13 protein-coding genes are annotated in these 18,886 nt (G+C 71.0%); 6 read left to right on the top strand and 7 right to left on the bottom strand.

The window, feature by feature from the left end; all coding sequences use genetic code 11:
* The first annotated feature begins 37 nt into the window (after positions 1–37).
* A complete protein-coding gene (locus tag IT371_26595) occupies positions 38–2,338 on the top strand; it encodes an NADP-dependent malic enzyme (protein ID MCC6751250.1) in 2,301 nt (766 codons plus the stop codon).
* 892 nt (positions 2,339–3,230) lie between these two features.
* Positions 3,231–4,352: a hypothetical protein gene (locus IT371_26590; protein MCC6751249.1), complete on the top strand. Its 1,122-nt coding sequence runs from the start codon at positions 3,231–3,233 to the stop codon at positions 4,350–4,352.
* Between the two features lie 5 nt (positions 4,353–4,357).
* Here IT371_26590 and IT371_26585 read toward each other — a convergent pair whose 3' ends face one another.
* Complete coding sequence (locus IT371_26585) at positions 4,358–5,041, bottom strand: hypothetical protein (GenBank protein MCC6751248.1); 684 nt, start codon at positions 5,039–5,041, stop codon at positions 4,358–4,360.
* A 320-nt stretch (positions 5,042–5,361) separates the two neighbouring features.
* Between IT371_26585 and IT371_26580 the strand changes: the two genes are divergently transcribed.
* Positions 5,362–7,374, top strand: coding sequence for a hypothetical protein (locus tag IT371_26580; GenBank protein ID MCC6751247.1), 2,013 nt, complete (start codon positions 5,362–5,364; stop codon positions 7,372–7,374).
* A 4-nt stretch (positions 7,375–7,378) separates the two neighbouring features.
* Here the strand turns inward: IT371_26580 and IT371_26575 are convergent, their stop codons facing one another.
* The 4 genes from IT371_26575 to IT371_26560 all read right to left on the bottom strand — a co-directional run bounded on the left by IT371_26575 (position 7,379) and on the right by IT371_26560 (position 11,583).
* On the bottom strand, positions 7,379–7,804 hold the full coding sequence (locus IT371_26575) for a GNAT family N-acetyltransferase (GenBank protein ID MCC6751246.1): 426 nt from the start codon (positions 7,802–7,804) through the stop codon (positions 7,379–7,381).
* A gap of 29 nt (positions 7,805–7,833) precedes the next feature.
* The gene (locus tag IT371_26570; protein MCC6751245.1) at positions 7,834–9,138 is read right to left on the bottom strand and encodes a hypothetical protein; all 1,305 of its coding nucleotides are present in this window, start codon (positions 9,136–9,138) and stop codon (positions 7,834–7,836) included.
* Positions 9,139–9,175: 37 nt separating this feature from the next.
* The gene (locus IT371_26565) at positions 9,176–11,230 is read right to left on the bottom strand and encodes an FAD-dependent oxidoreductase (GenBank protein MCC6751244.1); all 2,055 of its coding nucleotides are present in this window, start codon (positions 11,228–11,230) and stop codon (positions 9,176–9,178) included.
* Between the two features lie 113 nt (positions 11,231–11,343).
* Positions 11,344–11,583 carry a hypothetical protein gene (locus IT371_26560; protein MCC6751243.1) on the bottom strand — a complete coding sequence of 80 codons (240 nt, stop codon included), beginning with the start codon at positions 11,581–11,583 and terminating at the stop codon, positions 11,344–11,346.
* Here IT371_26560 and IT371_26555 point away from each other — a divergent pair.
* Together IT371_26555 and hemW are read left to right on the top strand one after the other, a co-directional pair.
* On the top strand, positions 11,572–14,649 hold the full coding sequence (locus IT371_26555; GenBank protein MCC6751242.1) for a hypothetical protein: 3,078 nt from the start codon (positions 11,572–11,574) through the stop codon (positions 14,647–14,649). The two genes, IT371_26560 and IT371_26555, sit on opposite strands and share 12 nt — an antisense overlap.
* Before the next feature lie 4 nt (positions 14,650–14,653).
* Positions 14,654–15,934, top strand: coding sequence for a radical SAM family heme chaperone HemW (gene hemW / locus IT371_26550; protein ID MCC6751241.1), 1,281 nt, complete (start codon positions 14,654–14,656; stop codon positions 15,932–15,934).
* Positions 15,935–15,972: 38 nt separating this feature from the next.
* Here hemW and IT371_26545 read toward each other — a convergent pair whose 3' ends face one another.
* Positions 15,973–16,458, bottom strand: a complete 486-nt coding sequence (locus IT371_26545; GenBank protein ID MCC6751240.1) for a hypothetical protein — start codon at positions 16,456–16,458, stop codon at positions 15,973–15,975.
* An 83-nt stretch (positions 16,459–16,541) separates the two neighbouring features.
* Here IT371_26545 and asnS point away from each other — a divergent pair, with 83 nt between their 5' ends.
* Positions 16,542–17,942 carry an asparagine--tRNA ligase gene (gene asnS / locus IT371_26540; protein MCC6751239.1) on the top strand — a complete coding sequence of 467 codons (1,401 nt, stop codon included), beginning with the start codon at positions 16,542–16,544 and terminating at the stop codon, positions 17,940–17,942.
* Here the strand turns inward: asnS and IT371_26535 are convergent.
* On the bottom strand, positions 17,939–18,544 hold the full coding sequence (locus IT371_26535) for a hypothetical protein (protein MCC6751238.1): 606 nt from the start codon (positions 18,542–18,544) through the stop codon (positions 17,939–17,941). The two genes, asnS and IT371_26535, sit on opposite strands and share 4 nt — an antisense overlap.
* Positions 18,545–18,886 lie beyond the last annotated feature (342 nt).

The raw sequence follows: 18,886 nt of genomic DNA, 5'->3' as shown, positions 1-18,886 counted from the left end.
TTTCTAGAACTCTCACACCCCTTACCGAGAGGCAGCCATGATTCGCCCCGAAGACGTGTTTGCGTACCACTCGGGCGGGCGCCCGGGAAAGATCCAGGTCGTCCCGACCAAGCCGCTCCTCACCCAGCGCGACCTCTCGCTGGCCTACACGCCCGGCGTCGCCCAGCCCTGCCTCGAGATCCAGCGCGACCCGGAGCTCGCCTTCGCCTACACCGCCAAGGGCAACCTCGTGGCCGTCGTGAGCAACGGCACCGCGGTCCTCGGCCTCGGCGCGATCGGAGCCCAGGCGGGCAAGCCGGTGATGGAGGGCAAGGGGTGCCTGTTCAAGAAGTTCGCCGACATCGACGTCTTCGATCTGGAGGTGGACTCGCTCGACCCGGACGAGCTGATCAACATCGTGGCCAAGCTCGAGCCGACCTTCGGCGGGATCAACCTCGAGGACATCAAGGCCCCCGAGTGCTTCTACATCGAGGAGGAGCTCAAGCGCCGGATGGGCATCCCGGTCTTTCATGACGACCAGCACGGCACCGCGATCATCAGCGGCGCCGCCCTCCTGAACGCGGCGGAGCTCCAGGGCAAGCCGATGTCCGAGCTCAAGCTCGTCGTCTCGGGCGCGGGCGCGGCCGGCATCGCCTGCACGCGCTTCTTCGTCACGCTCGGCGTGAAGAAGGAGAACGTGATCCTCTGCGACTCGACCGGGGTGATCTACGAGGGGCGCGCCGAGGGGATGAACCCCTACAAGGCGCAGTTCGCGAGCCACACGCGCGCGCGGACCCTGGCCCAGGCCTTCGAGGGGGCGGACGTCTTCCTCGGTTACTCGGTCGGGGGCACGGTCACGCCGGCGATGGTCCAGTCCATGGCCGACCGCCCGATCGTCTTCGCGCTGGCCAATCCGACGCCCGAGATCTCCTACGAGGAGGCCCGCGCCTCGCGCCCCGACGTGATCGTGGCCACCGGGCGCAGCGACTTCCCGAATCAGGTGAACAACGTGCTCGGCTTCCCGGCCATCTTCCGCGGCGCGCTCGACGTGCAGGCCCGCGAGATCAACGAGGCGATGATGGTCGCCGCGGCGCACGCGCTCGCGAGTCTGGCCCGGGAGGAGGTGCCGGCGTCCGTCCAGGCGGCCTACGGGGGGCAGACCCTGCGCTTCGGGCCGGACTACATCATCCCCAAGCCCTTCGACCCGCGCGTCCTGACCTGGGAGGCGCCGGCGGTGGCGCAGGCCGCGATGGAGACCGGCGTGGCGCGACGGCGCGTGGACCTCGAGGCCTACCGGCTGCAGCTCGAGGACCGCGTCTACGGGCGCGTGCACCTCGAGATGCGCAAGATCCGCCAGCAGGCGAGGCAGGCGCCCAAGTGGGTGGTCTTCCCCGAGGGGGAGTCGGAGACGATCCTGCGCGCGGTGCGCATCCTGGTGGACGAAGGGCTCGCGCGGCCGATCCTCCTCGGCCGTCGCTCGCGGGTCGAGCAGCAGATGGCTCGCCTCGGGCTCGAGTTCGGCAACAAGGTGGAGGTCCTGCACCCCTCGGAGCACCCGCGCTTCGAGGAGTACTGCCGGCGCTACTCGGAGCTCCGCGCGCGACGGGGGGTGACGCTCGAGGAGGCGCACTACCGGCTGCGCGCGAGCCGCACGCACTACGCGATGATGATGCTCCGCGAGCTCGAGGTGGACGCCGCGGTGCTGGGCCTGACCACGCACTATCCCGAGGCGCTGCGGCCGGTCCTCGAGGTGATCGGGCTGCGACCGGGCGTCACGCGGGCCTGCAGCATGCACATGCTGGTCCTGCAGCACGAGGTGAAGTTCTTCGCCGATTGCACCGTCAACGTGGACCCCACCGCCGAGCAGGTGGCGGAGATCGCGCTCCTCACGGCGGAGAAGGTAGCCGAGCTCGGCGTGACGCCGCGCCTCGCGATGATCTCGTTCTCCAACTTCGGTTCGTCGCCGCAGGCGAGCTCGCGCAAGATGGCGCGCGCCACGGAGCTCGTGCGCGCCGCGCGGCCCGAGCTGGAGGTGGACGGCGAGATGCAGGTGGACGTGGCGCTCGACTTCGAGCTCCAGCGACGGCTCTACCCCTTCTGCCGGCTGACCGGACCGGCGAACACGCTCGTCTTCCCGAACCTCGACACGGGGCAGTCCTGTTACAAGATGATGAGCCAGCTCGGACACGCCGAGGTCGTGGGGCCGATCCTCCTCGGGCTGGAGCGACCGGTGGAGGTCATGCAGCGCGCCGACTCGGTGGACGCGGTGGTGCGCATGGCGGCCCTCGCCACCGTCTCGGCGCAGCGGGACCCGACCGTCGCCGCCCCCGGGGCGCTCTGCCTGCTACCGGGAGCGTAGAACGCCGCGCGCGTCGGCGGAGCGCACCGCACGCCGCGCGGGCGAGGAGCCCGATCCCGACGAGGAAGCTCGTGCTGGGAGACGGCGGCCTCGACGAACCGGCCACCGCACACCCCGCTGCGTTTGCCAGGAGGAGCTCACCCGCTCCGGCCTCTCGGAGCCAGGCCTCCGCCGCGTCCAGCCGGGTGACGTCGGTGCTGCGTCCGCAGGGGGGGAGGCTTCCGGAGACGAGCCCGATGACGTCGCCCCCCTCGTCGAGCACGGGCCCGCCCGAGTCGCCGTAGCAGCTCTGCCCGAGACCGGGCGCGTCTCCCCCGAGAACGAAGCGGAGCGGCGAGACGGCTGCCACGCGGCTCGTCGCCCGCCGACGGAGGGCCCCGTCCGTCCGGTCCTCGGCGGTGATCCCGTGGCCGAGGAGGGTGACGGTCTGGCCGGCCGCAGGGACCACGAAGGCCAGCGCGAGGGGCTCGATCGATGCGGGTGCGGGCTCTAGGAGCCTGAGGAGCGCGAGGTCGTAGGTGAGCGCGCGAAAGTCGTAGGCGGGGTGGCGCTCGGCGTGGGCCAGACCCTGCCAGCCCTCGAAGGTGACCGCGACACGCTCGCCCGTCTTCACGCAATGCGCGGCGGTGAGCGCGAGCCGCCGTCCGGCGAGGGTGGCCGTACACCCCGGGAGGGTACCGACCGCGTGAACGCTGCGGTCGAGCACACCGTTCACGATAGGCAAAGAGCGGTGCGCGAGACGGGTCTCCTCGCCCGCGTCGCACGAGGCGAGTCCGACAAGAAGCAAGAGGCGCAGCACGCGTCGGAGCATAGCACTCGCGCCGCAGCCGTTCGACGGCTCGGCGCAGCGTGCTATCCTGCGCGTCCTATCTATCTAGCCTGGAGGAAGACGATGCGGACCTTGGGGTGTGCGTGGGTGAACGTGATGGCTACCGCGCTGCTGCTCGCCGCGTGCAGTTCGAACGGCGGCACGACCGCCGACGCCGGCGGCTCTCCGACGGTGGACTCGGGCGCACCACCGAAGGCCGACGGGAGCAGCGCCCCCGGTGACGGCGGGGGAGGCGGCGACGCGGGCCCCACGCCGTCCACCGCCATGCAGCTTCAGACGAACCCCGTGGCGCTCGGGGCCGTGACCTCCATGACCGAGTCGGGCGGGGTCTTCACCAAGGGCAAGACCAGCGTCTATGGCGCCTTCCGCTACGCCTCGAAGGAGCTGCGCGGCAAGTTCCGTCAGCTCGGCGCGTACTGCGTGGCCTACGAGAACGTGACCAAGTGGTCGAGCGACCCGGAGGCGCAGGTCAAGAAGTTCACCGTCAAGGCCAAGCAGTCGGGCTACCAGCTCAGCGCCTCGCTCGTGGCGGACAATTATCAGCTGAAGGCCGAGAAGGCGAGCAACCAGCCGGAGGCCGTCCCCTTCGCCCCCGACGACGAGGTGACCGTCGAGGCGCAGCTCCAGTCGGGGCAGCCGGTGACCAAGGTCTTCGCCGGTCCCGCGCAGCCGGTGCTGAGCGACATGAAGGCCCTCTTTCCCGACGGGCTGAACGGCTTCAAGACCAAGTTTCGCGTGACGGCCGCGGCGCTCGGCGCCAAGGGGCTCGTGGTGAGCAACGTCTTCACCACCGGCGGCGTCTCGGGCATCTCCTGCGCACGTCGGGCCGCCGACCTGCAGCAGGACGGAGACGGATACACGGGGCAGTTTCTGCCCAACGAGGCGATCGCCGAGCTGACGCAGAAGGGTTTCAGCGAGAAGACCGCGGGCGGCGCGAACCTCCTCGTCGGCAACGCCGAGGTGGCGCGCTTCGAGGCCACGCACATCGCCGACGCGCTCATCGTCTACTTCCTCGGCGGACCCGGGTGCGGCGCCTCGACGGTGGGTGGCCCCCTGAGCGGGTCGTCCGGCGTGGGGAGCGGTCCCGTGCTCCTCCTCGGCACGCTCCTCGCTTTCGGCGCGTTCCGCCGACGCGCGCGGCGTCGGGCGTCGGCCGGGAGAAGGAGCGAGCCCTCCCCTCGATAGATGCGTTAGTGCGTGGTCGTGCGCTCGGCGCGACCCGTCTGGCGGCTCATCCAGCCCGTCAGCTTCCCGACCTTGATGCCGTAGTTGTGCCCCACCTTGAGGACCGTCAGCCCCGTGACGCGCGGTCCGGCCTGGCTCAGCATCACGCGTAGCATCGCCTCCGAGGAGCGCGCGGGCTCCTCCTTCTGCGTCGTCTGGTTCGCGTTCTTGAGGTAGCTGAGGCGCACACCGGGCAGCAGGCGAATCGACGTCAGCGTCACGGTCTGCGCCACGGCGGTGTGGACGGGCTGCCCCTGCTCCGGGGTGTTGGTAGCCGTGGCGAGCGACGCGGCCTTCACCTTGCGCACGCCGAAGAGCGCCCCGAAGAGCCCGCGGCCCTGCTCGACCTCGAGCACGACCTGCGTCTTCCCTTCGCCGTTCACGGCCTCGACCCGCGCGTTCTTGCCGTTCACCACCGCGGTGAAGCGGCCATTGGGGGTGTCGCCAAGGCCGATCGCCCCGGCGAAAGCCTGGCCGAAGAGCCCGGCGACCTTGCCGCTCCGGTCGAGGTCCGCGGTGGCTGCCGCCACGATGGCCCGCACCTGCTCGTCGTTCGACGTGTCGCGCGCGCTCGCCGCCGAGCTGGCCGCCAGCGTGACGAACAAGGAGAGAGCCGAAAGCGTTCTGCTGCGAGCGGAAGATGCGAACATGGGGGCCTCCTTCGTGGCGCGGCGGCGCTATTGCAACGACCGGGCCACATGGAACGGTCTGTTATGACGGTGAAAAAGTAAGTGGCCAGCCCTCTGCGGGAGCCGCCGCCTGACTGGACACGTCGCCAGCCGGACGCGACGGAGGACTCCCGTGGGCACCGGCCACCGTCGGCGTGCGTAGGGTCACGTCCGCACGCGCCCTCGGTCCTGGCTCGGTCCCAGCTCGTTGACCGGCCCGCCCCCGCCTCGTACTCTAGTGGCACTGCATCTCTTAGACGCTTAGCCGTGGCCCCTCCGGGGGGGGCCGAGTGAGGACGCGTATGCCGACGTCGAAACGCACGACCGGGTATCGGATCCTTGCCCTCTGTCTTCTCGCGCTCGGCGGCTGCCCGAGCTCGCCGGCGGTGACCACGAACGATGGCGCGCCCCCCGCCGCGGACGGCGCGGGACCCCGGCCCGACGGAGCTCCGCGTCCCGACGCCGGCAAGCCCTGCGACCTCGTCGGCCAGTCGCGCTGCGGGGGCGAGTGCGTGAACCTCTGGGCCAACCCCGACCACTGCGGAAGCTGCGGCCACCGCTGCGGCGACAAGGAGGCCTGCTTCGCCCGCACCTGCGTCCCCGCCTGTCCCGAGGGCTATGCCCTCTGCGGCCGGCGCTGCGTGAACCTGAAGACCACCTCGTCGCACTGCGGCGCGTGCGGCAAGGCCTGCGAGGCGGGCAAGGTGTGCGTGAAAGGCGCCTGCGAGCCCGAATGCGGCGGCGCCCGCGGAAACTGCCCCGTGGTCTGGTCCCAGCTCTTCGAGCCGGAGCGGGCCTGCACCGACCTCTTCGAGGACCCGAACAACTGCGGGGCCTGCGGCAAGGTCTGCAAGGCGGGGGAGGTCTGCGCGGGCGGGCAGTGCACGAAGGGGTGCGAGACGGGCAACGTGGCCTGCTCCGGGCACTGCGCCTTCCTCTATACAGATCCCTTCTACTGCGGGAAGTGCGACGGCGTGTGCAAGCCCGGCGAGCGGTGCAACGCCGGCAAGTGCGGCGCGACCTGTCCGAGCGGGCTCTCGACCTGCGGCAATCGCTGCGTGGACCTGCAGAACGAAGCCACCGACTGCGGCGCCTGCGACGCGGCCTGCGGCAAGGGCGAGGTCTGCGTGAGCGGCAAGTGCGAAAAAGAGTGCGGCGGCCCCCTCACGAACTGCGACGGTCGCTGCGTGGACCTGCGCGACAGCCGTACGAGCTGCGGGGCCTGTGGCAAGAGCTGTCGGCCGGACCAGCTCTGTCACCAGGGCACCTGCCTCGCCGACTGCAACCCCGACGAGAAGCTCTGCGGGGACCGCTGCGTCTGGACCCACGGCGACCCCTTCAACTGCGGGGTGTGCGGCAAGCAGTGCAACTTCGGCGAACATTGTGTGCAGGGATCCTGCACACAGCTCTGCGGCGACGGCACGACCTCTTGCCTCGGCTTCTGCATCAACCTGCAGAATCACTCCGGGGAGGAGTGTGGCACCTGCGGCAAGAGCTGCCCCAAGGGGCAGAGCTGCGCCAACGGGCAGTGCGCGGCGGAGTGCCTCGGCACGAACACCAACTGCGGCGGCCTCTGCGTCGACCTCGACGACGATCCGTACCACTGCGGCAAATGCGACAACGCCTGCGGCGCGGGCAAGGGCTGCGAGGACGGCAAGTGTCTCGCGACCTGCGGGCCCGGCGAGACGCGCTGCGGCGACCGGTGCGCCTTCACCCGCACCGACCGGATGAACTGCGGCGGCTGCAACCAGGCCTGTCCGCCGGCCCAGTTCTGCGTGCACGGCGGCTGCCGCGAGAGCTGCCCGCTCGACACGGTCGCCTGCGGCGCGACCTGCGTGAGCGTGCTAGAGGACGCGAACCACTGCGGCGGCTGCAACCAGGCCTGCAAGAAGGGAGAGGTCTGCAGCAACGGGAAGTGCGCCGCGGAGTGCGGAGGAACGCTGGGCGCCTGCGGCGGGCGCTGCTTCGATCTTCAGACCGATTCCCTCCACTGCGGGAGCTGCACGAAGAGCTGCGGGCTCGACAAGGCCTGCGACGCAGGCAAGTGCCTCGCGGACTGCGGCTTGGAGCTGGAGCTCTGCGACGGGCGCTGCACCTGGACCGACGGAGACCGCTGGAACTGCGGCGCGTGCGGCAAGGCCTGCGGACCGACCGAGGCCTGCGTCGAAGGGAAGTGCGAGCCCGCCTGCCCGGACGCGACGATGGAGTGCGACGGTTACTGCGTGGACATCGAGGCCGATCCCAACCACTGCGGCACCTGCGGAAACCGCTGCCCGAAGGGGCAGAGGTGCGTGGACCGCCGGTGCGTGCCCTAGCGCCCTAGCGGCGCATCGGCAGGTGGGGGATACCGTCCTCCAGGAACTCGGGGCCCGTGACGGTGAAGCCGAGTCGCGCGTACCACGCGGCGAGGTGCGACTGCGCGTGGAGGATCACCGGGGGAACCGTCCGCTCGAGCGCGGCCCGGACGAGTCGCTCCGCGAGCCCCGCGCCGCGACGATCGCTCCGCGTCAGGACGCGGCTGATGCGGCGGGCGTTCCCCTCGTCGAGCACGCGCAGGTAGGCCACCGGACGCTCGTCGGCCAGCCAGAGGTGCCGCGTGGTGGTCTCCACGTCCCGCCCGTCCAGCTCGCGGTAGATGCAGGCCTGCTCGACCACAAAGACGTCGATGCGAAGCTGCACGAGGTCGTGCCAGGTGCGGGCGTCGAGCTCGTCGAAGCTGGCGTCGTGAAGGACGATGTGGCCCACGGTGCGAGGCTCCGCCGGGTCCGAACGCTTCAGGGCACGTAGCTCAGGCCGACCCCCCCCTGGAGGCCCCCCCAGAGGAGCATCTCGGTGCCGGTCCAGACCGCGGCCGGCTCCATGACGGTCAGGTCGGCCGGTATCGCGGGCAACGGGCTCCAGGCCTCCGGCGCGGGCGTGTAGCTGCCTCCGCTGAAGATGTAGAGGCCCTCCGTCCGGCTCGCGCCCCCCCACACGAGCAGCTCCTTGCCGGTCCAGACCGCCGCCGGCCGCATGCGCGGATCGAGCCCGCTCGAGGCGAGGGCCTTCCAGGTCCCGCCCGTCGGGTCGAACGACGCCCCGTCGGCGAGGAAGAAGGCCTCCTGGTTGGATTTCACCGCGCCGTAGCCCCCCCAGACGAGCATCTCCTTGCCGGTCCAGACCGCCGCGTGTCCCCGACGCGCGGCGACACTCGAGGGGGCCGCCAGCGGTCGCCAGGAATCCGTCTTCGGGTCGTAGAGACCGCCGTCCCGGTGGACCATCGCCCCGTTGTTGCCCCCCCAGACGATCATCTCCTGCCCGGTCCAGATCGCGGTGTGCTGGTTGCGCGTGACGGGCGCACCGCTCGCGCTCACCAGCTTCCACTGATTCGTGGCGGGGTCGTAGCGCGCGCCGTCGCCGAGCCAGGTCTTGGTCTTGTTGTTGTAGCCGCCCCACACGACCATCTCCTTGCCGGTCCAGACGGCCGTGTGCGCCTCGCGGCCGAGGAGGCCGGGGGCCGCCGGGAGCGGCTGCCAGGTGTCGGACGCGGGATCGTACCTGGCGCCGTCGTCGCGCCAGACGTTGTTCGCGGCGTCCTGCCCGCCCCAGACGATCATCGCTTTCCCGGTCCAGACCGCGGCGAAGTACGCCCGCCCTTCGGGGGCGCCGACCGTGGAGATCGACCGCCAGTTCCGCGTCGCGGGCTGGTACCTCCCGCCGGTTCGCGGGTACGAGGGACCCGCGTTCGCCCCGCCCCAGACGAGGAACTCGCTCCCCGTCCACACCCCGGCGGGACCGAACCGCGCCGCGGGCTCTCCGGCGGTGGGGAGAGCTCGCCAGCCCTTGGGCTGGGTCGTCGGCTGGCCGTCCGTGCGGGGGAGCGCGGCGTCGGTCGGAACCGCCGCATCCGAGCCGGGCTGCGCGCTGCACTGGCAAGGGCCGAAGACGAGCTCCGCGGTGCAGGTCTGCGCCCCCGTACGCCCGTTCACGCAGGTGCACGCGCTGCTCTGACCCTGAAGGCAGGTCTGTACCGGAGTGCTCGCCGCGCAGCCCATTCCACTGACCAGCGCGGCGAGGAGCAACGACGTTCGCAGGCGCATTGTCTCGAGTCTCCCTTCTGGTCGTACGCCGGGCACACTACCCTTGCAGCTCGACCACCTCGCGCCGAAACGGCGGGGCGTCGCCGTCCGATTCGGGCTCGTCGAGCTCCTCGGCGTAGCGACGGCCGTCCCAGACCGCCGCGGCGACGGTGCCCGGGCTGTAGGCATCCCCGATGAGACGCACGCGGGGGCCTTCCCCCTCCCCGACCACGAGCCGCACCTCCTCGGCCAGCGCGTCTTTCGGCAGCCGCGCGGTCACGAGCACGAGCGCGTCGCACGAGAGCTCGCTCTCGCGCCCGGTGTAGGCGCAGCCGAGGCGCAGGGAGCCCCCCTCGGCGGAGAGCACGGCGTGAGACGTCTTGAGCGTCACGCCTAGCTCGAGGAGCCGCTTCTGGATCCGTCGCTGCTCCATGGTGTGCGTGGTCCACTCGGAGACGCGCGGCTCGGCCGTGACGAGCGTGACCTGGCGCCCCTCGCGCGCCAGCAGCTCGGCCAGCACGCCGCCCATGTAGTAATGATCGTCGTCGAAGAGCACCACGCGGTCGCCGGCCGGCCTCGCGCCCGCCATCAGGTCGTCGGGGGTCAGGGTCTCGGTCGCGACGAGGCGCATGGGGTGCGTGTGCCAGCGTCCCACGCCGTCGGCCCGCCACCGCGCGCCGGTGGCCAGGGCCACGTGCTCGAAGCCGTAGGAGGCGATCTCCTCGGCGGTCACGCGGCTCTCGAGCGCCAGCTCCACGTTGCTCAGCCGATCGAGCTGCCCCTTGCGGTAGTCCACCACGCGCATCCAGGTCGCCAGCCCCGGTAGCCGCGCCTCGCGCGTCACGCGCCCGCCGAGCGTGTCGGTCGCCTCGGCCAGCACCACCTGATACCCGCGCTTGCCGAGGCCCTGCGCCGCCTCGAGTCCCGCCGGCCCTGCCCCCACCACGAGCACCTTGGCCTCGCTCTTCTTCGGTCTCATCCGCTCGGGGTGCCAGCCGCGCCGCCACTCCTCGCCCATGGTCGGGTTCTGCGTGCAGCGCATCGGCACCAGCGTGAAGTCGCCGCTCACGCAGATGTTGCAGCCGATGCACTCCCGGATCTCCTCCCACCGCCCCTCCTCGAGCTTCTTCGGCAGAAAGGGGTCGGCGATCGACGGCCGCGCCGCGCCGACGAGGTCCAGCACCCCCGATCGGATCATGCGCACCATGGTGTCGGGGGAGGTGAAGCGTCCCACGCCTACCACCGGCTTCGAGGTGAGCTTCTTCAGGCCCCGGACGAACTCCTCCTGGTAGCCCTCCTCGCTGAAGCGCGCCGGCAGCGAGTCGAAGTCCCACTTGCCCACCATGAAGTCCCACACGTCGGGGAGCTCCCCGACGAGCCCGAGCACCTCCTCGATCTGGGCGCGCTCGAGCCCTTGCGGCCCGAGGAGCTCGTCCACGCAGATGCGACAGGCCACCGCGGCCCGGCCAGCCACCTCCTCGAGCGTGTCCTCGAGCACCTCGCGCAGAAGGCGCGTCCGCCCGGCGACGCTTCCGCCGTACCCGTCGGTGCGATCGTTGTACCGAGGCGAGAGGAAGTGTTCGAGCGTGGCCAGGCCGTGCCCCGCGTAGACGTAGACCAGGTCATAGCCCGCAGCGAGCGACCGCGCTACCGCCTGGCGGTGCCAGCGGCGCAGGTCCCGCAGGTCCTTCGCGTCCATGCGGCGCGTCTGCACCGGGTGCGTGCTCGTGACCGGCAGGTGCGACGGCCCGAGAGGGGGCGTGCGCGAGTAGAGGTTCGGCGCCGCCATGCCGCCGTGCACGAGCTCGATCCCCGCCAGCGCCCCGTGCTCGTGCACCTTGGCCACGAGCCGTTCGTGCGCCGGGAGGTCGGCGTCGTCCCAGATGCGCCCCTCGACGAAGGGGGAGATCTCCGAGGAGTGATGGATCTCCACCTCCTCGGTGCAGACTACCGCCCAGCCCCCTTCGGCCTTCACCCCGCGCATCTCGGCGTGCGCCGAGGGATGGCGGTGTCCCATGCCGTTGCAGTGCGGTACCTGGAAGAAACGGTTTTTCGCGGTGACCGGTCCGAGCTTCACCGGCTCGAAGAGAATGTCGAAGCGTGATTCGCGCATCGTCCTTTCGCCGCGTCCTGCGGCGCTCGCGGCGACCGTATCACATCTTCGTCGCCGCGCAGGGCCCGATGCCCCCCCTTCCCGGAGCGTCGAACGGTTACTGACCGGAACGGTTACTGACCGCCGTTCGCGCGCTCGCCGAGCCCCGCGAGGAGGCTGGTGAGCCGCGTCGAGATCTGGAGCAGTTGCTTGCGCAGGGCGGTGATCTGGGGCTCGCGGTGGGTCAGCGCGTAGTCTCCCTCCCAGCGGTGCGCCGCGTAGAAGAGCGCCCGGTGCGCCAGGTAGTTCTTGGCCGCGTTGATCTGGTCGTAGCGCGCGCGCCAGAGCCGGTCCTTGTCGGGATGCGTCTTCATCGCCTCCGCCGTCAGCCCCTGCCGCACCAGCTCCTCCAGGTTGGCGATGATCGGCGTCCCGTCCGCGACCATCGTCTCCAGGTTCGCGCGGACTGCCGGCGCACCCACGTCGTACATGCGCTTCTTCATCGAACGCGTGTAGTACGCACCGTCGGGGATGAACGGCTGGGCGTGCTCGAGCTTCCCCTCCCCGAACATCCGCTCGGCGTACTGCACCCACTTCTCCCCCTCCGCGACGGCGAGGAGGTGCGTCGCGGACTGCGTCAGTTCGGCATCCAGCGCGTACCGTCCGCGGACCTCGTAGGCGTCGTCGCCGCGGCCGAGCACTCCCCGCAGCATGCGCATGGCGGACTCGGGGTCCTTGCGCACCAGCGCGCGCGCCACCGCGATCCGCTGCCGCGCCGCCTCCATCTTGACGCTCCGCTCCCCCTGCTGCTGTCGCCCGCTGCGCGACGGCTGCGGCTCGCCCTTGGGCGGCTGGCGCCCCCCTGGGTTCTCCTTCCCGGTGAGGAGGAGCGCGAGCACCATCGCCGCCTCGTTGCGGGCCGTGGCGTTGCCCCCGCCGGCAAAGGCCTTCGTGAGGCGCTCGAGCTTGCGCGGGCTGAGAGTCGCGACGACCTCCTCCGCGGCAGCGAAGAGCCTTTCGCGCGCGCGGGTGAAATCCTGCGGTCGCGGCGTCTTCTTGACCGCTCCGGCGGGCGCCGCGGCGAGACACGCGACGGCGAGAGGAAGGATGACCAGCCAGGACCTGCGCGAACGTCGCATCGAGCACCTCCGCCGACGCGCAAATGCACCCTGCGTGCCGTTCGAGCCCCGTGTGAACGCGCGGCGTTGACGGCATTTCGCGCCGCCGTCCAGCCAGCCACCTGCGACGACGGCCGCCAGCCGTCGCGCCGCGACTGCCAACCGCAGGTTGCAGCCGCGGGGCCCGACACGCGGTGCCCGCCACCTTGCCCACGCGGTCGGGCCGGTGCTAGAACGCCAGCGGCGCCGCCGAAGCCGGACGCCCGTCGCCATCCACCGACGGAGGAGAGCCCCGTGAACCCGACCACCGACGCATCTTCGAACGCCAGGCCCCGACGCACCCGCCACGGCGTCACGAGCGAGGTCATCTCGCGCACGCTCCGCCGCGGGCTCGACAAGCTGGCCGCGCTGCAGGAGGCGGACGGGTCGTGGAAGGGGGACTACGGCGGCCCGATGTTTCTCCTCCCCATGTACGTGGCCACCTGCCACATCGCGCGGCATCCGATCCCCGCGGCCCGCCGCGCGGAGATGATCCGCTACGTGCGGAACGTCCAGCAGCCCGACGGCAGCATCGGCCTGCACGCGGAAGGGGACGGCTGCATGTTCACGAGCGTCCTCTGCTACGTGGCGCTCCGGCTCCTCGACGTCCCGGCGACCGACCCCGACCTCGCACGGATGCGCCGCTGGATCCACGAGAACGGCGGCCCCCTCGGCGCGGCGAGCTGGGGCAAGTTCACGCTGGCCCTCCTCTCGCTCTACGACTACGAGGGGCTGAACCCGATCCTCCCCGAGCTCTGGCTGCTCCCCGACGCGCTCCCCGTGCATCCGAGCAAGCTCTGGTGCCACTGCCGCCAGGTCTACCTGCCGATGGCCTACCTCTATGGGATGCGCGCGGCGATCCCCGCCGACGAGCAGATCCGGGCCATCCGGCGCGAGATCTATCCCCAGCCCTACGAGAGCATCGAGTGGCGCAGGCACCGCGACACGGTGGCCCGCGCCGACAGCTACAATCCGCCGACCAAGGTGCTCTGGGCCGCGAATCAGGCCATGGCCCTCTACGAGGACCGCCACCCGCGCGCCACGCGGCGCCGCGCCATGGAGGAGCTCCTCGACCACATCCGCTTCGAAGACCAGGTCACGAACTACATCCGCATCGGCCCCGTCAACGCGGTGCTGAACACGCTGGTCCACCACTTCCGCGAGCCCGACGGCGAGGAGGCGCGCCGCAGCTTCGTCACGCTGGACCAGTACATCTGGGACGGGCACGACGGCGCCAAGATGAACGGCTACAACTCGACGGCCCTGTGGGACACGGCCTTCGCGGTGCAGAGCATCCTGGCCACCCCCTTCGCCGACGACTACCTGCCCACGCTCGTCCGAGCGCACGACTACATCCGGGACAACCAGGTGCTCGAGGACGTGCCGCACAAGGAGCGCTACTTCCGCCACGCCTCGAAGGGGGGCTGGCCCTTCTCCGACCGCCTGCACGGCTGGCCGATCACCGACTGCACCGCCGAGGGCTTCAAGGCGGCCGTCGCGCTCGAGCCGAAGATGGCGCGCCCGGTCCCCGAGGAGCTCCTGCGCGACGCGGTGCGGCTGCTCCTCTCCTTCCAGAACGCCGACGGGGGCTGGGCCACCTACGAGCTCAAGCGCGGCCCCGACTGGCTCGAGCTGCTGAACCCGTCGCAGGTCTTCGGCGCGATCATGGTGGACTACTCGTACGTCGAGTGCACCTCGGCCTGCCTCCAGGCGCTCTCCCGCGCGCGCCTGCGCTTCCCCGGCTTTCTCGAGGCGGAGATCGCCCGGGCCATCCGGCGCGGCGAGACCTTCCTGCGCCAGCAGCAGCGCGCCGACGGCAGCTTCGAGGGCTCGTGGGCCGTCTGCTTCACCTACGGCACCTGGTTCGGCGTGCACGGCCTCACCGCGGCGGGGGCCAAGGGCACCGACCCGGCCGTCGAGCGCGCGCTCTCCTTCCTGAAGGCCCGCCAGAACACCGACGGCGGCTGGGGCGAGCACCACAGCTCGTGCAGCGAGCGGCGCTACGTCAAGCACCCCGAGAGCCAGATGGTGAACACCGCCTGGGCGCTCTCCTCGCTCGTGCGCGGGGGCCAGGGCGCCACCGAGGAGGCGCGGCGCGCCGCGGAGCTCTTGATCGAGCGGCAGGACCGCGACGGCGACTGGCCGCGCGAGTCCATCGTGGGGGTCTTCAACAAGACCGCCCTCATCAACTACGAGAACTACCGCCGTTACTTTTCGATCTGGGCCCTCGCCCAGTACGCGCGGGCGGGCCGCTGGATCCCGCTGCCCCACCACAATCCCTGAACGCGTGGCGGGCGTCCTCCAGTACGAGCTCGTCGAGGCGCTCGGGCGCGAGCTCCTCGCCCGCGCGCTGACCCCCGCCCCCGAGGGACCGGCGCCGGAGCCGGAGAGCCTCCCGTCGCTCGATTCCTTCGCGGTATACGTGCACGTCCCCTTTTGCGGCTCGCTATGCGCCTATTGCAGTTTCGCCAAGGGGCGCGACGACGAGCTGATAGAGCGCTATTTCGACGCGCTCCGGTGGGAGCTAGAGGCCTACGGCGCGCTGCCGCAGCTCGCCGGGGCGCGGGTGACCTCGATCTTCCTCGGCGGGGGGACGCCGTCGTACGTCCCGGCCGAGAAGCTCGCCGATCTCCTCGAGAGGCTGCGCGGCCTCTTCCGCGTCGGCCCGGAGGTCCAGGTCACGCTCGAGGCGAATCCCGAATCGGTGGACCCGGCGAAGCTCGCGGCCTATCGCGCGGCCGGCATAGATCGGATCTCTCTCGGCGTGCAGAGCTTTGACGAGGCCCGCCTGCGCTCCCTCGGTCGCCGCCATCGCCGCGCGGAGATCGACCGCGCCTTCGGCACGATCCGCGAAGCCGGGATCTCCGAGCTCTCCGCCGACCTGATGTACGGACTCCCGGGTCAGACGCTCGCGGACTTCGACCACGAGCTGGACCAGGCGCTCGCCGCGCCGCTCACCCACCTGTCGATCTTTCCGCTGATCTACCGGCCGGACACGCCCCTCTACCGGCGGCGCGAGGAGGTCCAGGCGCTCCAGCTCGAGCTCTACGAGCGGGCCAGCGCGCGCCTCGAAGCGGCGGGCTTCACCGCGTACACACCGGAGGACTTCTCGAGGAGCGGCGTCTATTGCGCCTACCAGCTCGACGTCTGGCGTCCGCCGGCCCGGGCCTGCCTCGGGCTCGGCGCCGGTGCGCTCTCGGGGGCCGCGGGGCGCCACTGGCAAAACCTCGGCGACACGCGCGCGTACCTCCGGGCCTGCGAGGCCGGAGCGTGGCCCCGGCGGAGCGGGGGCACCCGTGACGCCGACGACGAGGCGACGGAGCTCCTTCTGCTCTCGGCGAAGACCTTGCGCTTCGAGCTACGTCTCCTCGAGCCGCACCTCGGGTCCGCGCGCGCTACGACGGTGAAGGGGTGGCTGGGGGTCGCCGAGCAGGCGGGCCTGGTCACCCGCACCTCACCGGAGGTCTTCGAACTCACGCGGCCGGGGCGCTTCTTCGCCGCGCGCTGGTGGAGCGCCTTCATCCTCGAAAAGCTCGGTCGGGCAGCGCAGCGCTCGGAGAAGGCGTAGGGCGCGCCCCTAGCACAGCGAGCGGTGTTCCAGGTGGCTCACGGCGCGCCCTTCGCTCCCCGGCGCCAGGCCTCGACGCGGGCCCGCTCGGCGAGGGGGAAGGTCCCCGTGACGGTCCAGGCCCCGTGGCGCTCGAGGAGCACCACGACCTGCGACTTGAGCTGGGCTTCCTGGGCCACCGGTACGGTCGAGCGGGCCACGCGCGGGCAGCCTTGCCCCCAGAGCACGTCCCGGTGCGCGAAGGTGAGGCGCGGGGGCAGCTTGCCGTTCCCCGCGAGGACCGTGCGGGGCTTCAGCACGTAGGAGATGGTCTGCTCGCAGCGCTTGCGACGCGCGATCACCTGCTCGACCTCGGCGATGGCGACCACCGTCGCCTTCCGCACCAGCGCCGGCACGTCGGTCTCCCTCGGCTGGCTCGCGCGAAGCCCGGCGGGAGCGAGGAGCGCGGCCCCGAGGAGCGCGGCCCCGGCGAGGGCGCAGAGCGGCGCGCGGCCGCGACCAGGTCGAAGTGTTCTGTCATGCATGAGGGCCTCCCTGAAACAGCGTCGCATTCTACCCCCGACGGAGCGGTTGACGCCCCCCGCCCCGGTGTCGTTCACTCCCGCTCATGAGCACGACACGCATCGCCGACATTTTATCCGGAAAGCTCGCGCCGGGAACCCAGCTCGCCGTCTCCGGCTGGGTGCGGACGCGGCGCGACTCCAAGGCTGGCCTCTCCTTCGTGCACCTCTCGGACGGCTCGTGCTTCGCGCCGCTGCAGGTGGTCGCGGAGGCCACCCTGCCGAACTACGAGGCGGAGGTGAAGCGGCTCACCGCCGGCTGCGCCGTCACCGCTCGCGGCACGCTCGTCGCGTCGCAGGGCAAGGGGCAATCCCTGGAGCTCCACGCCGAGGAGGTGCGGGTCGTCGGCTGGGTGGACGACCCCGAGGCCTACCCGATCCAGCCCAAGCCCCACACCATGGAGTACCTGCGCGAGGTGGCGCACCTCCGGCCCCGCACGAACATCATCGGGGCCGTGACGCGCGTGCGGAACAGCCTGGCCGCGGCGATCCACCGCTTCTTCCAGCAGGAAGGCTTCCTCTGGATCCACACGCCGATCATCACGGCCAGCGACTGCGAAGGGGCGGGCGCGATGTTCCGCGTTTCCACGCTCGACCTGCTGAACCTCCCCCGCACCCCGGAGGGCGCGGTGGACTTCGGGCAGGACTTCTTCGGGCGCGAGGCGCGGCTCACCGTCTCGGGACAGCTCAACGTGGAGTGCTACTGCCTCGCGCTCTCCAAGGTCTACACTTTCGGGCCGACCTTCCGTGCCGAGAACTCGAACACGCGGCGCCACCTGTCGGAGTTCTGGATGGTGGAGCCCGAGCTCGCCTTCGCCACGCTCGACGACGACGTGGCGCTGGCCGAGCGCTTTCTGAAGGCGATCTTCCGCGCGGTGCTCGACGAGCGGCAGGACGACATGGCCTTCTTCGCCGAGCGCGTGGACAAGGAGTGCGTGAAGCGCGTCCAGGCCTTCATCGAGGCCCCCTTCGAGCGCGTCGAGTACACCGACGCCGTGGCCCGCCTCGAAAAGTGCGGCAAGAAGTTCGAGTTCCCCGTCCACTGGGGGATGGACCTGCAGTCGGAGCACGAGCGCCACCTGAGCGAGGAACTGGTGGGGCGCCCCGTCGTGGTCGTGAACTACCCGAAGGCCATCAAGGCGTTCTACATGAAGGTCAACGAGGACGACCGCACCGTGGCGGCCATGGACGTGCTCGCCCCCGGGATCGGCGAGATCATCGGCGGCAGCCAGCGCGAGGACCGGCTCGACATGCTCGACCGGCGCCTCGACGAGATGAACCTGCCGAAGGCGGACTACGGCTGGTACCGGGACCTCCGGCGCTACGGCTCGGTCCCCCACGCCGGCTTCGGCCTCGGCTTCGAGCGGGCCATCCAGTACCTCACCGGGGTGGAGAACATCCGCGACGTGATCCCCTTCCCGCGCGCTCCCCGCCAGGCGGAGTTCTAGTCCGCGCGACCGCCCCCTGCCGCGCTTCGCCGCTCCGCCAGCCGCTGCGTCGCCGTGCGCAGATTCGCGGCGAGATTCTGACGGTACTGGAGCATCAGGCCATCCACGTCGGTCATGAGTCGCAGGCGCGCTGCCGGCCTGAGGAGCAGTCCAACCGGCTGGCGGTCGACGAAGACCTGGCCCTGAAGGATCAGCTCCGCCACCTTCGCCACCGCAGCCTCCTGGGAGGCCACCGGCGTAGACTGCGTGACGGGTTGATCCACCCCGTAATACCCCCCGACGCGTCTTCGCGTGCAGTGCTCTACCACGACGGATCCTCCGAAGGTCCGCACGAGCCGCGTGCCGACGCTGCCCCAGAGGTTCGGGTGCTCGAGGAAACTGCAGCGGAGGAGCGGCTCATTGACGCCGTGACGAGGCTCTCCGCCGCTCGGGCCGAGGAGCGCATCGCCGATCGCGGCGTGCTCTCGCGCGGCGCCGATCACCTCCGGGGCGTGCAAGAAGGTCCAGACCCGGTCCACGATGACTCTCGCCGCATCCCGGGCGCTGGCCTCCCGATCCTGCTGCAAGGACTCGACCTGCGACTGAGCCTCCCGCGCGGCCACGACGAGAGGTTCTTCGGGCGCGGCCCACGCCGGCGCGGCGCCGGCAACGGCGACGGCAGCCCCGAGAATCCATCCGCTGCCAAGACGAGAACCTCGCTGTCGTTCCATTGCCCATTTCCTCCGTCCGAGTCCGGGGCCTCGGCGCGACGACCGCTCGGGCCGGGCCCTCTGCACGGGGTCCTCAAAAGGCAGGGGACGTGCCATCGCCCAATGCCTGGAAAGCTGCGGATCTCGCTGCCTCGGCGGGCCCAGCCGAGCGGACACTCCTCGCGCAGGTGGCTTGCGACCGTGCAACCGACGGTCCACAGCACCAGGGCCCGAGGGTCGGGTCCCTCGAATCCG

Source organism: Deltaproteobacteria bacterium (genome assembly GCA_020848905.1).
Classification (GTDB): Bacteria; Myxococcota_A; Polyangia.
The sequence above is the reverse complement of the archived record's forward strand: the minus strand, read 5'-3'. Positions and strand labels throughout refer to the sequence as shown.

Bases quoted from the DNA above. Each gene is read 5' to 3' on its own strand.
- IT371_26595 (MCC6751250.1), top strand. From the start codon at position 38: ATGATTCGCCCCGAAGACGTGTTTGCGTACCACTCGGGCGGGCGCCCG.
- IT371_26590 (MCC6751249.1), top strand. From the start codon at position 3,231: ATGCGGACCTTGGGGTGTGCGTGGGTGAACGTGATGGCTACCGCGCTG.
- IT371_26585 (MCC6751248.1), bottom strand. From the start codon at position 5,041: ATGTTCGCATCTTCCGCTCGCAGCAGAACGCTTTCGGCTCTCTCCTTG.
- IT371_26580 (MCC6751247.1), top strand. From the start codon at position 5,362: ATGCCGACGTCGAAACGCACGACCGGGTATCGGATCCTTGCCCTCTGT.
- IT371_26570 (MCC6751245.1), bottom strand. From the start codon at position 9,138: ATGCGCCTGCGAACGTCGTTGCTCCTCGCCGCGCTGGTCAGTGGAATG.
- IT371_26565 (MCC6751244.1), bottom strand. From the start codon at position 11,230: ATGCGCGAATCACGCTTCGACATTCTCTTCGAGCCGGTGAAGCTCGGA.
- IT371_26555 (MCC6751242.1), top strand. From the start codon at position 11,572: ATGCGTCTTCATCGCCTCCGCCGTCAGCCCCTGCCGCACCAGCTCCTC.
- IT371_26560 (MCC6751243.1), bottom strand. From the start codon at position 11,583: ATGAAGACGCATCCCGACAAGGACCGGCTCTGGCGCGCGCGCTACGAC.
- IT371_26545 (MCC6751240.1), bottom strand. From the start codon at position 16,458: ATGCATGACAGAACACTTCGACCTGGTCGCGGCCGCGCGCCGCTCTGC.
- asnS (MCC6751239.1), top strand. From the start codon at position 16,542: ATGAGCACGACACGCATCGCCGACATTTTATCCGGAAAGCTCGCGCCG.